Below are 13,239 nucleotides of genomic sequence, written 5' to 3'. Positions count from 1 at the left end.
AAAAATAATGCATCGTAAACAAATACTTCCTCAAAAAATATGTGTTACCTGCGGTTTGCCATTTACTTGGAGAAAAAAATGGGAACGCAATTGGGATGAAGTCAAATATTGTAGTGAGCGATGTAAACGCAATAAAAACAATACCAATGCTATATGAATACTTCATTAGTCTGGTTTAAGAATGATTTACGAGTACAGGATCAACAGTCACTTTATAATGCTGTAGCCTCAGGGAATCGAGTTATAGCCTTATACTGCTTTGAACCAGCATTCTTTAAAGAAGATGTTTTTGGTTTTAAAAAGACAGAAAAATATCGAGCTCAGTTCTTGGTAGAAACAATTCTTGAACTTAAAAACTCTTTACTCTCTTTAAATATAGATTTATTGCTATATAACGATTATGCTAGTAATATCATTCATGAAATAGCTCAACAATATACCATTACGGATATATTTCTTCAAAAAGAATGGACACATGAAGAAGCAACCATTATAACTTCTATTAAAGAAAAGAATCCTACACTAACTTGGCATGAAACCTATGATCAATTCTTATTTCATCCAGAAGACATCCCTTATCAAGCATTTGAAAAACTTCCTAATGTATTTACAACATTTAGAAAAGAATGTGAAAAGAAAGCGGTTGTAAGACCGACATTAGAACCTATTCAACAGTTGCCTATATCTAACCGAATTCAAAATAATACTAAGATTCCTACACTTTCAGCATTAGGACTAGATGATTTTATCGTAGATACTAGAACGGCATTTCCGTATAAAGGAGGTGAAATACAAGCTAAAAAAAGAGTTCACCACTATTTTTGGGAAACACAAAAGCTGGCATATTATAAGAAAACTAGAAACGGACTCGTTGGTACAGATTATAGTAGCAAACTATCTCCATGGCTAGCAAATGGTAGTATTTCACCACGACAGATTTATTGGGAAGTCAAACAATTTGAAAAAGAGATCAAGAAAAATCAAGACACATATTGGTTGATTTTCGAATTGATATGGAGAGATTACTTTAAATATGTGTCACTCAAATATGGGAATGCAATTTTCAAAATAGGAGGTATTCTCAGTAAAGACTATGCGTGGCACACTAACAAAGCAGCATTACAAGATTGGATACACGGAAGAACACCTTACGACTTTGTCAATGCTAATATGATTGAGTTGCGAGAAACCGGATGGATGAGTAATCGCGGAAGACAAAACGTAGCAAGTTATTGGGCAAAAGAACTCAAACAAGATTGGCGTATTGGAGCGGCTTATTTTGAATCTATGCTCATCGATTATGACGTACATAGTAATTATGGAAATTGGATGTATAATGCAGGAGTAGGTAATGACCCTAGAGATCGAAGGTTTAATATTAAGAGTCAAGCAGAACGTTATGATCCTCAAGGAAAGTTTAGGAAATTATGGTTGCAGGAAACACTTTTTTAGATGAAAACACTCAGACTCATATTAGGTGATCAACTCAATCATACACATTCTTGGTATGACGAAGTAGATGATACTATCGTATATTTTATGGCAGAAATGCGTCAAGAAACTGATTATGCGACACACCATATTCAAAAAGTAGTTGCCTTTTTTAGTGCCATGCGATCTTTTGCAAGTCACCTAAAAAACCAAGGACATACCGTTGTGTATTATACCCTTGATGATACGCGTAATCAACAGGTGTTACTAGATAATATCAAGCAAGTTCTTAAAGAAAAAGAATGCGATGCGTTTCAATACCAGCAGCCTGATGAATACCGATTGGATCAAGAATTAGTACGCTTTCGCGAAAGCGGACACATCTCCACCACCGTTTTTGATACAGAACACTTTATGACGTCCCGAACCGATCTGGAGCATTTCTTTAAAGGAAAAAAACAATACACCATGGAATATTTCTACCGTATGATGCGGAAGAAATATGACCTTATGATGATTACGGATAAAGACCCAGAAGGCGGACAATGGAATTTTGATCAAAGTAATCGAAAAAAATGGAAACAAGACACACTAATTCCAACAGAGAAAACCTTTGAAAAAGATGTAACAGCTCTTGTAGAAATGCTTAAAAAACAAGGTGTAAAAACCATGGGAAAGATCCATCCTAAAACATTTGGTTGGGCGACTACAAGAGAAGAAAGCCTTAAAGTTCTTGATTATTTCTGTGAGCACTTATTAGTTCATTTTGGCGATTACCAAGACGCCATGGATCCAGATCAAGCATATCTCTATCACAGCAGATTGAGTTTTGCTATGAATAGCAAACTACTATCTCCAAAAGAAGTGGTAATTACAGTAATTGATTATTGGAGAGCACATAAAAGTGATATTGATATTAGCCAAGTAGAAGGTTTTGTACGTCAAATTATAGGTTGGCGAGAATATATGCGTGGTATGTATTGGATGCAAATGCCAGCATTTGCTTCTGCAAACTATTTAGAAAATCATAATCCGCTTCCAGATTTTTATTGGACAGGAAATACAAAAATGAATTGTCTAAAATGTAGTATTCATAATAGTTTGGATAATGCCTATGCACATCATATACAGCGCTTAATGATCACTGGAAATTATGCATTGCTTACCATGACTGATCCTGCTGAGGTTGACCTTTGGTATTTAGGCATCTATATAGATGCCATTGAGTGGGTAGAGATCACAAATACCCGCGGAATGTCTCAATGGGCAGATGGCGGTAAGATTGCTACAAAGCCTTATGTGTCTAGTGGTAGTTATATCAATAAAATGAGTAATTACTGTAAAGGGTGCCATTATAAAGTGAGTAAAAAAACAGGAGAAGATGCGTGCCCGTTTAATAGTTTATACTGGAATTTTCTAGACGAGAAACAATCCTTTTTTAAGGATAATCAGCGTATGCGTATGATGCTTTCGTTATTGAATAAAATGGATAAAGAAACATTAATGCAACATAAAGAAAGAGCACAGGATATTATTAAAAACCCATCTCATTATTAAAAAAGAAGTAAACATAGTATGGTTGAAACGGGATTTACGTTTGCATGATCACCTTGCATTATATAATGCTTTGCAAGAAGGTCTTCCTGTACTCTTGTTATATATATTTGAACCTTCTTTAGTAAAAGATAAACACTATAGTGAGCGGCATTGGAACTTTGTAAAAGAGTCATTACAATATATCCAAGAGCAATTACATACGCATACCTCAGAAGTTTTAATTGTAGAAGGAGAGGTCATTCCAGTGTTTAAGACTTTGTTAGAACATATAAAAATACATACGGTATTCTCGCATCAAGAAACAGGCTTACGTATTACGTATGATCGTGATATTGCTTTGGAGACATTTGCAGAAACATTAAAGAAAGAACAGCCCGATAAGAAGTTTGGTTGGGTTGAGTTTTGCAATAATGGTGTGCAAAGAGGTTTACGCAATCGCAATGGATGGAGAGAAGACTGGGAATGGTTTATGAAACAACCGCAATTGCTATTTCAGCCTAAAGAAGGGCAGCTTGTTGCTCTAGATTTTATAACTAAATTGAAAGAGAGCTTTATCATTCCTTCGTTACAAACGCCAACACAATCTTCTTTTCAACCTGGTGGTACCTATAACGGATTACGATACTTAGATTCCTTTTTAAAAGGACGTTATAAGACGTATAATAAACATATTTCAAAACCCACGCTTGCGCGAAAAAGTTGCTCTAGAGTATCTCCCTATATCGCTTGGGGAAATCTTTCCATACGACAGGTGTGGCAACAAGCAAAGCTAGTTAGAGAAACAGCCACAAACAAAAGAGCTGTCGATGGATTTACATCGAGACTTCGTTGGCAAGCGCATTTCATTCAAAAGTTTGAAATGGAAGACACCATGGAATTTGTAAGTGTAAATAAAGGGTATCACACACTTAAAAAAGTCAAAAATGAAGTGTACCAAAAAGCATGGAGAGAAGGCAAGACAGGATATCCGTTGGTAGATGCTTGTATGCGATGTCTATTAGAAACAGGTTATCTTAATTTTAGAATGCGCGCCATGACACTTTCTTTTTTTACACATAATTTATGGCAGCCTTGGCAGGATGCATCTCCACATCTTGCACAACAATTTTTAGATTTTGAGCCAGGTATTCATTACCCACAAATTCAAATGCAAGCAGGAGAAACAGGTATTAATATGTTACGTATTTATAACCCTGTAAAGAATAGTATCGCTCATGACCCAGAAGGAGAGTTTATAAAGAAATGGGTGCCAGAACTTCGAGGAGTTCCCGTCGCTTATATTCATGAACCATATACAATGAGTCTTTTAGAACAGCAATTTTGCAATACATTTATAGGGAAAGACTATCCTTTGCCTATAGTAGATATAAAAAAAACAGGAAAACAAGCAGGCGATATTTTATGGAATTTAAAAGAAAATAGCTTGGTTAAAAAAGAAAGCTATCGTATTTTAAAGAGGCATACGCTTGCTGACAGAAATCCTTTTGATTGATGATAATATGATGGACATATTTCACGGAAGTGAACTAATTTTTTTAAAAAGATGAAAAAAGAAATACTACCTGAATTCACAGAACGAGAAATAGACCGTATCATAGAAATGGCGTGGGAAGATCGTACGACCTTTGATGCTATTAAAATGCAGTTTGGCATTAAAGAGCAGCAGGTGATAGCGCTGATGAGACGAGAGATGAAAGAGAGTAGTTTCAGAATGTGGCGTGCTCGTGTGCAAGGCCGTAAAACAAAACATGAGGCAAAACGTGCCTACGACATAGATGATGCACGATTTAAATGTAGTAGACAAAAACAGATTACACACAATAAGATATCTAAAAGACGATACTAACGGGATGCGTTTGGTATACGCTTTCGCGAAAGCGTACGAAGTCCTAAAAAATAATTGTCTTTATAGTAGAATACCCAATAGAATATGAAAAAGAAGAAACCAGATCAAGTTGTTTATAACGAAGAAAAAGGTCGTTATGATGCTGCATTAACGCCATATGCAACCAATTTGGGTGCTCCAGCTATTGTCACTGATGATGTGACTACATGGAAAAACACAAATATTAATAAGGTTAACCATCAATTTAAGACAGAGTATGAGGATTTAAAGGCAAAATATGAAGCCATGATGGAACAGTTTGAATATAATAACCTTATTTATTCGGCGAAATTCTCTTTTGAACCTATAGTAGGGGAAACATATCATTTATATCGTTCTAAAGATGGTAATCCTTTTTTATCTTTAATTTCTCCAGAAGAATGTAATTGGGATTTTGTAGGAACATTTCATCTCAACACAGATAAAGTATGGTTAAAGATTGATAAAAACGAAAAAGAATATGAGTAATACAAATAGAGAAGTAGCCACTTTTGGCGGTGGTTGTTTTTGGTGTGTAGAAGCAGTGATACAGCGCTTAAAGGGTGTCGAAAAAGTAGTGTCAGGATATGCAGGAGGGAATGCACCTGGAAAACCCACCTATAGAGAAGTGTGTTCAGGGCTTACTGGTCATGCAGAAGTGATTCAAGTGACTTATGATCCAGCAATTATAGATTATGTAGCACTACTTACCGTGTTTATGACAACACACGATCCTACGACTTTAAATCGTCAGGGAGCCGATAGAGGCACTCAATATAGATCTGTTATCTATTACCATAATGATATGCAAAAATCACAGGCAGAAGAAGTATTAAAAGTGGTACAAGAATATTATGATGATCCTATTGTTACAGAATTATCAGCACTTCCTACATTTTATGATGCAGAAGACTATCATCAAGATTATTATAATAATAATCAGCAGCAAGGATATTGTCTTGCTGTCATTGATCCTAAAGTACGTAAATTACGATCGTTGTATAGTGATTTACTTAAGTAGCAACATATTTATTAAAAGAAAAAAGCCCTCTATTGTATTCAGTAGAGGGCTTTTTTTAGGATGTTTTCTAATTACTTTGTTTTACTTTGTCGGCTCTAAAATCAAGGTAACTTTATTGAAATCTGCTGCACTATTAATGACTGTCCTGTATTCTTCATATAACGCTACAGGAAGGATATTCTGGTCATACATTTCATTTGCTGTGATGATAATCTTATTTCCTTCTTTTGTGTATGAAGAGATAAAATTCATAAGATCTTTTCCATCTTTTTCATAACGATTATCGATATTAATATCATCTAAGTTATTGATCGTATATCCTTCTGGAATGGTGATTTCTATGGTACGTAAATACGTTTTTCTAAATGTGTTTTCTACAGGTAATTGACGCTTTTTTTCTTGATACATTTCTATTTGAGGACCTATTAACTCTCCAAGTTTAAATAAATACTTTGGTCCTGCTTTATCTGTAAAGGCACTACTAGATAGTGTTGCTTTTATACGTAATGGGTTTATTCCAAAATTTTCTGGAGCTTCATTAAAAATCTCCTTAGTCTCTATGGTAACATCATCTCCCATTCTTTTAATGAACTCTTCATAAAACTCTTCTTTGCTTTCGTCATTTACTAGATTCATAAATGGATGAATAAATGAAGCATTATAACCGCCTATTGCGTGATCAAAATCGATGCTTACTTCTGTTAGGTCTTCTGGATCAAACGTTACTTTATATGTCATCTCATCTACAGACGCGGCAGCATCAGGAGATTCTATATATTTTATTTTCCCTACTCCAGAACTCAGCTTTCCTAGTTTTACTTCTTTTACAAAAAGGCCGTAGGTGTCTGTATATTCAAAAGGAGGAAAACCGTACCTGTTTTCTTGTTTCCCAGGAGCTAAGTATTGTTTTGTAGATGGGAAGTATATTAAATAATCTTGAAGAAAACTCAATGCTTCTATTTCTGGATCAAACTTCATTTCTGTTCTATCACATGTAAGAACAATTTCAAAAGGAATGCCTAATTCTTTTAACGAACTAGCAAATAAGCGTATTGCTCCGGTTTCATCAGCGGCTTTGTTTTCTATTACAAAACTAATATCAGAAAGCTGATCGCCTCCTGTATTTGTGATATATATAGAATTTTTAATATGGTTTTCTAGTGTTCTTATTTTTGACTCATCATCTCCATTAAGATCAATGGAAGCTTCTTTAAGGAACTTTTTAACTTTAGCAATTTCGTTTTTTTCTAATTCAGAATTTACAAAGTTGTATACGTTTTTAGCAATATCACTATATGAACTAAAATTACTTGCACCTGTTGCTTTATTACTATCTAACTTATAAATAATAGCTTGCTTCATCGCTTCAACAGCAGATAACTCTTCTGCATCTAATTCTGGAAGATCATATTTTTGAACAATTAAGTGTTGTTTTCCTTCTACTTCAGTATCTTCTGAGGCTTCTTCATCACTATTGATAGGATAAATTTTGAATACCAAATTCTCTGGAGCGTATAGTTCAAATTTAGCATCTTTAATCTTGTAATTATCTTGTAATCTAAGATACTGTCCTTTGTATTTTGCTACTTTTTTAATGATATACAAGTACTCTATAAAACCACCTTTTTCAATACCTTCTAAGGCATAATATTTTATGGTTCTATTGGTAGTCTCATCGGTTGCGGTAAAGATTTTAGAATCATCTAGTTCTTGTACAGTTCCGTTTGCAGAAACTACACGAGCTTGACTACGTAATAATTCAGAATCTGATCGGTAAGGAAGATAGATTCTATTAAATCGTTCAATCCTATCATCAGAATTTAACCATAATACTTTGTGAATGATGTCATATTGATAGAATTCATTTTCATTTTCAAATCCAAACTCTACAATTCTATAATCTTTTAGACCTACCATATCTAAGTCTTTATCTTCTTGTGCTATCGAATATGTTGGGTTTTGGTCCCAGCTATAAGATGTATGTACTAGATTTTGCGAAATAGATACTAATGATGATAGAAGTATAATTACTACTAAAATGTGTTTTTTCATAAGGTGTTTATTTAAGAACCACAACTTCTTTAAAAGCTTTGTTTATTTTTTTAAGTGATTTTCTAAAAGCTTCATGTGTGTCTTTTTCAAGGATGAGCTTTTTTGTTTTATATGCATGTGTATAAATGATTTGAGTCCCTTCTTTTTTATAAGAAATAGAAGCGCTCATAAAATCATTGTCTACGCTAACGTCTTCTGGAAGATATGTAACCTCTTTGCCTTCTGGAATTTCAAAAACCACAGTAATACTATCTTCAGATCTGTATTTAAATTCAATATTCGTTTTTCTATCTTCTTTTATTTTATATGCGTTGATAGACGTTTTGTAGAGGTTAAGGTTTATAAAAATCTCATCATTTAATGATTGCGCATAATCTTTAATCGTAAAGTTATACTCTACTTCAAATGGTTTTTCATAACTGTATTTATTTTTTTCTTCAAAGTTTTCTACTAAGAATCGATTGCTTCCTTTTCGTAAAAAACTATTATAATATTCTAACAGTTTTTCTTGGGTATCTCTATTTTCTATGTAATTAAAGGTGTTAGATTTTTGATATCCAGTAAGTGTTAATGTCCCATTTCCTTTAATAGAATTACCATCTAATTTGATATTTACAACATCACTGTAAAGGTTTTGATCGGCAGGAACAATAGGAACTTTTACAATTTTATAATCACCTTCGCCATTTTCGATAAGGGCTTCTTTTCCTTGTATAAACGAAGACGGAATCTCTAGAGGAAGGTATCTTCCTGTAGCATCTAGAAAATAAGTTTCTCCTTCATTTTCATAGGTGAGAATCATATGATTATCTGCGGCTGGTGTTGGCACGTCTTCATAACTATATGGTATGCTTCTGGTGCCTAACCACGTGAGATTTCCTTTAATGTTTGCAATTTTAAACATTTCTTTAAGAATGCTTGAATTGTCTTTACAGTCACCAAATTTCTTTTGAAAAACAGCGTTGGCATCTCTAGGAATAAACCCTCCTAATGCATATTCAAAATCAATGTATTTTATGTTTTCTTGTACCCAGTAATAAATCGCTTTTACTTTATCTATTTCTGAGGTTTTAGAAGCAATAAGGTCGTTTGTAATGGCAACTAATTCATCATCTAGCTCTTCCTGATTGATATCTTTTATGAGAGAGTAATACCAGTTATAAAGGTCTTTAACACCATTTAATACAGGAACTTCTTCATTTTTATCTTCATATGAAGATATGATAGGAATGATATGCGGTAATATAGTTTTAGGACTTGGACCATTACTTTCTAGATCATAGGCATCTTGGTTTTCAAGTTCCCAAGTATATATTTTTCTGCCTCTTTTTTCGCTTTCGCGAAAGCGTACATCAACCCCTTCCATATTAAACTTTTTAAAGCGTAAGTTGATGTCTTTATCTACCACAATCTCGACTTTTTGCTTCACAAGTGGGTATACATTACCAAAATAAACAGGAGATAAAAACCTTGGATTGGTAATAGATGTGGTGTAATTAAGTTTTTTTATAGCGCCTTGCTGAAGTTTTGGATATAGAAAGTTTACAGATTTAGTGTCATCATAAAAAGACTCGCTTAGCTCATCTTTACGCACAAAATCTGTGACTTCATATTCACGATATTTTTTCCCATCATATACAAGAGATGCCGCTTCTATTTTATCAAGAAGAAAAAATGAAGAATACTCCACAGATTCTTCTGTTGCAAACTGAGCAGTTTCATTTAATAAAAGGTCTTCTTCTTCTATGGTTTGTGATATTTTTATCTGATTATCTTTTAATGAGATATCAATAAGGCGTTGCGATGTGAGCCTAGCTAAATATTCATCAGGATAGGCGTTTTTATATTTTATAAATTCGGGTGACTCTTGTGCATTACCAAAAGATGTAATGCTTAGTATACCTAAGAGTACTAGGATACGAGTATATCTCATATTAATACGTTTGTGATTTAACGATTTCTTCGTTGAAATAGTGTTCTGTCTTTGTCTTCTTCCCTTGTTCATTATAATAATGAGTCTCTCCAGAACGTTCGTCGTTTCTGTAATTAGCCTCTTCTTTAATGTTTCCGTTAGGATGAAATTTCTTGTCTATGCCTTGCTGATATCCATGCACGTATTGGGTTTCTGATTTTAAGGTGCCATCAGGATAGTATGTATATGCGGTACCATTATATTCATCGTCTACATTCGTGTGCTTTCGCTCTGGATTTCCATTTTCATAATAGGCAGTGTATGCTCCTTGCAAGTTTCCTTTTTCATAGGTCATCTCTCTTGCTACTTTTCCATTAGGATAATACGATATTATTTTCCCTGTACCATTCGGTAATGCTATCATTGGGAGTTCGTTTCCTTCTTTATCAAGGTAGCTATATCCTATTAACTTTCCTTGATTATAAAAACGGATAAGTTGTAAGGTGCCTTTTTCTCTTCCATAAAATTTACGAGGGCCGTGTATCTCACTATCTACATTAGGAACTTCCCCTATTTTAATTCCTGCCTCATTATATTCTTCAGAAACCCCTGTGAGTACTCCATTTTCATAAAAATATACATCTTCTACCTGACCGTTTTCAAAGTAGGTTTTATAAAAACCATCAAGCTTTCCTAGGGTGTAATTTCTTTCTATTTTTATAGCTCCACTAGGGTAATATATTTTTAAAGGACCTTCTAAGTCATTATTTACATAGGTAGCTTCTGCATAGAGATTTCCATAAAAATCATACGATGTGTATTTGCCATGTAAAACGCCATTAGCATAGGCACTTTTTGAGTGTACCTTTTCATTCTCATAATAATATACAATTTCGTTGATTTTAGAGTCAAAACGATCTATTTCTTGTGATACGTTACCGTCTTTATCATAATAGGTTTCACTTAGTAACGTGTCAAAGGCATATGTTGTTTCGCTTTCTAATTGGCCATTAGGGGCGTAATATTTTTGAGTACCATTATATTCCCCTTTGTGATAATAGGTTTCTGATTTTAAGGTGCCATCAGGATAGTAGGAGTTCCAAAAACCATCTTTAAAACCTTCCTCATTGTAATATCCTTGTGTTCTCATCTGTCCAAAAGGATAGTACGAAACGCCATACCCGATAACGGTATCATCTAAGTAGGTGTTTATATCTTGCACCTTTCCATTAGGGTAAAATACTTTAGATTCCCCTTGTGCTAGATTTTCTGTATATGAAGTTTGATCAGAGATAGATCCATATTTGTCATAATAAGACCAAGGTCCCATCTTACCTCCTTTTACATCATATAATCCTTCTGTAATAAGTGTACCGTCTGCCATAAAACCTTTATAGTTTAAATCGCCGCTTTTCTTTTTCTGAGATTCAATGACTGTGCCATCTTTATCATAATATGTATATTCTTTGATCAATCCGTTACGGTAAATAAAACTACTTTCTAATATTCCTTCTCTATTATAAGATAAATAGGGGCCGTTTAATTTTCCATTTTCATAAGTCGCTTCTTCACTTATCACTTCATGGGTGAAATAACTTTTCCACGCTCCTTGGTTATTTCCTTTTACATAGGTTCCAGTAGATTTTAATTTTCCAGATGTGTGATATGTTTTATAAGGTCCTTCATATTCTCCATCTTTGAAGGTTGCTTCAGATGCGAGTTTTCCGTTAGCATGATATGTTTTTTCTGCTCCTTGCTTTATTCCATTGTTAAATGTCATTTCCTGTGCAAGTGTACCATTCGTGTAATATTCTTTAAACTCACCATCATATTCTCCATTCTTCATGGTGTATTCATACTTAACTAAACTTTGATCTGCTTCAAAGAAATGTTGTCTTAAGCCATTCATTTCTCCATTTTTATAACTGCGCTTTTCTAATGGTCCCCCATATTTAGTATAGGAGTGATAAGTACCTTCTAGCTTCCCATCTTTAAAAGTTACTGTAAGGCTTCTATTTCCGTTATCGTGATAAAAATTATAAAGACCTTGTTCTAGACCTTTTGTATAAGAACTTTCTTCTTTTAATTTTCCATTTTCATGATACCATTCCCATGCTCCATCACGTTCTCCATCTACAAATTGGCCTTTAGCAATAATTCTTCCTGAACTATCATAGTAGACCCATTTTCCAACAGGTGTTTCACTTTTTATAGTAGGTCCTTCCCCACTAATAACACCATCTACATAATTGAAATTTACAGTTTCCTTTTTTCCATTTATTTCTTTTATGTTATTCTCACCAACAAGGTCTACCCATTTTCTATACGCGAGTGGAATAAATTCTTTAATGTCGTCTGTCTTTTTTGCGATGATCTTTTTGTATTCTTCATTTTCAATAGGATAAGCAGTTGTATAAGATAAAGCGTCAAAATGATCATTTTCATTAATCCAATTGAAAAAAGGAATTATTTTTTCATTCCATAACACAGATGTGCCTTCAAACGGCTCTTCTTTTAATTGAGAGAGCAGGGCATGTGTCTGTCTTGCAAATCCTATATTTATGTCATTAGGGATTTTATAATCTTTTTGAAGTGCAAGTCTACTCTCTACGATAAGATTTTGTGTCTCAAATAGGTCATCGTCTGATGTGATTGCAAATGGTTTTTCTTCTTCTTTCCCAGCATTACTTACCATATCATTCGCTACTTTTAAAACGGCAAATGAATTTTCTTCATCAGGAGCAAATAGTAGGTATAAGTTGTATAATAGAAGCGCTTGTGCTTTTTTGTTTTGCCTTCTATACATATTTCCAAGATTTAACATGGTGTTTTCGTATAAAGGGCTTCCTTCAAGGGTAAGCATTAAATTATTAAATGCTTCTTGTGGCTCTTCTAGTTTTGTATTTATAACAGAGAGGTTATTGCGTAATTCATAATTTCTAGGAAATTCTTCAAGTCCTTTTAAATAGACTTCCTTAGCAAGATCATATGATTCTAGGTTTTCGTAACAAATTCCTTTATTTATATAGAAGCCTAGTCTAGTATTTGGGTATCCTTCTAATTTTAGTCCTTGATCTATAGTTGCAATAGCATCTTTATATTTTCCTTGTGCTATTTGATAATACGATGTCGTTACAAACGAATCATTATACAATGAATCATTAGAACTAATTTTCTGTAAAGCGATGATGGCATCATCAACTTTTTCTTGATTGATTAACTCAGAAGCTTCCTTAAGAATTTCAATACCACTTTGATAGGGTATTTTTTCTTGAGCTGTTACAGATAAAAAAAAGAATAGGGAGAAAGTAAAGAAAATATAGTTTTTGAACATTGTAAAAAAATTAATAGAACGTTCAAAATACTAAAAAAACTAGTTTATTATCAATAAATAACATCATT

At 33.7% G+C, this 13,239-nt stretch carries 10 protein-coding genes; 7 read left to right on the top strand and 3 right to left on the bottom strand.

Translation table 11 applies throughout. The features are described from left to right. Positions 1–7 precede the first annotated feature (7 nt). The 7 genes from Q1A60_RS14855 to msrA all read left to right on the top strand — a co-directional run bounded on the left by Q1A60_RS14855 (position 8) and on the right by msrA (position 5,873). Positions 8–157, top strand: coding sequence for a DUF2256 domain-containing protein (locus tag Q1A60_RS14855; protein ID WP_299762377.1), 150 nt, complete (start codon positions 8–10; stop codon positions 155–157). After that, positions 154–1,452: a DASH family cryptochrome gene (locus Q1A60_RS14850; protein WP_299762380.1), complete on the top strand. Its 1,299-nt coding sequence runs from the start codon at positions 154–156 to the stop codon at positions 1,450–1,452. Before Q1A60_RS14855 ends, Q1A60_RS14850 begins: the two co-directional genes overlap by 4 nt. Continuing rightward, positions 1,453–2,988, top strand: coding sequence for a cryptochrome/photolyase family protein (locus Q1A60_RS14845; RefSeq protein ID WP_299762383.1), 1,536 nt, complete (start codon positions 1,453–1,455; stop codon positions 2,986–2,988). Between the two features lie 22 nt (positions 2,989–3,010). Further along, positions 3,011–4,480, top strand: coding sequence for a deoxyribodipyrimidine photo-lyase (locus Q1A60_RS14840; protein WP_299762386.1), 1,470 nt, complete (start codon positions 3,011–3,013; stop codon positions 4,478–4,480). Positions 4,481–4,531: 51 nt separating this feature from the next. Beyond that, positions 4,532–4,834: a TIGR03643 family protein gene (locus tag Q1A60_RS14835; protein ID WP_299762389.1), complete on the top strand. Its 303-nt coding sequence runs from the start codon at positions 4,532–4,534 to the stop codon at positions 4,832–4,834. A gap of 84 nt (positions 4,835–4,918) precedes the next feature. Further along, positions 4,919–5,341, top strand: a complete 423-nt coding sequence (locus tag Q1A60_RS14830) for a DUF2452 domain-containing protein (RefSeq protein ID WP_299762392.1) — start codon at positions 4,919–4,921, stop codon at positions 5,339–5,341. Continuing rightward, a complete protein-coding gene (gene msrA, locus Q1A60_RS14825; protein ID WP_299762394.1) occupies positions 5,334–5,873 on the top strand; it encodes a peptide-methionine (S)-S-oxide reductase MsrA in 540 nt (179 codons plus the stop codon). The genes Q1A60_RS14830 and msrA overlap by 8 nt, the downstream gene beginning before the upstream one ends. An 81-nt stretch (positions 5,874–5,954) precedes the next feature. Here msrA and Q1A60_RS14820 read toward each other — a convergent pair whose 3' ends face one another. From Q1A60_RS14820 to Q1A60_RS14810, 3 genes are read right to left on the bottom strand one after another with little or no spacing between them, the layout of a single operon-like run. After that, entirely contained in the window at positions 5,955–7,925 is a 1,971-nt protein-coding gene (locus Q1A60_RS14820) for a DUF3857 domain-containing protein (RefSeq protein WP_299762396.1), read from the bottom strand. A gap of 7 nt (positions 7,926–7,932) precedes the next feature. Beyond that, entirely contained in the window at positions 7,933–9,858 is a 1,926-nt protein-coding gene (locus Q1A60_RS14815; protein ID WP_299762398.1) for a transglutaminase domain-containing protein, read from the bottom strand. Position 9,859: 1 nt separating this feature from the next. Next, complete coding sequence (locus Q1A60_RS14810; RefSeq protein ID WP_299762400.1) at positions 9,860–13,171, bottom strand: hypothetical protein; 3,312 nt, start codon at positions 13,169–13,171, stop codon at positions 9,860–9,862. Between the last annotated feature and the right edge of the window lie 68 nt (positions 13,172–13,239).

It is taken from the genome of uncultured Dokdonia sp. (assembly GCF_947492535.1).
GTDB lineage: Bacteria > Bacteroidota > Bacteroidia > Flavobacteriales > Flavobacteriaceae > Dokdonia.
The sequence above is the reverse complement of the archived record's forward strand: the minus strand, read 5'-3'. Positions and strand labels throughout refer to the sequence as shown.

Coding starts and splice junctions, on each gene's coding strand:
- Q1A60_RS14835 (WP_299762389.1), top strand. CDS start 4,532: ATGAAAAAAGAAATACTACCTGAATTCACAGAACGAGAAATAGACCGT.
- Q1A60_RS14850 (WP_299762380.1), top strand. CDS start 154: ATGAATACTTCATTAGTCTGGTTTAAGAATGATTTACGAGTACAGGAT.
- Q1A60_RS14820 (WP_299762396.1), bottom strand. CDS start 7,925: ATGAAAAAACACATTTTAGTAGTAATTATACTTCTATCATCATTAGTA.
- Q1A60_RS14830 (WP_299762392.1), top strand. CDS start 4,919: ATGAAAAAGAAGAAACCAGATCAAGTTGTTTATAACGAAGAAAAAGGT.
- Q1A60_RS14855 (WP_299762377.1), top strand. CDS start 8: ATGCATCGTAAACAAATACTTCCTCAAAAAATATGTGTTACCTGCGGT.
- Q1A60_RS14815 (WP_299762398.1), bottom strand. CDS start 9,858: ATGAGATATACTCGTATCCTAGTACTCTTAGGTATACTAAGCATTACA.
- msrA (WP_299762394.1), top strand. CDS start 5,334: ATGAGTAATACAAATAGAGAAGTAGCCACTTTTGGCGGTGGTTGTTTT.
- Q1A60_RS14845 (WP_299762383.1), top strand. CDS start 1,453: ATGAAAACACTCAGACTCATATTAGGTGATCAACTCAATCATACACAT.
- Q1A60_RS14810 (WP_299762400.1), bottom strand. CDS start 13,171: ATGTTCAAAAACTATATTTTCTTTACTTTCTCCCTATTCTTTTTTTTA.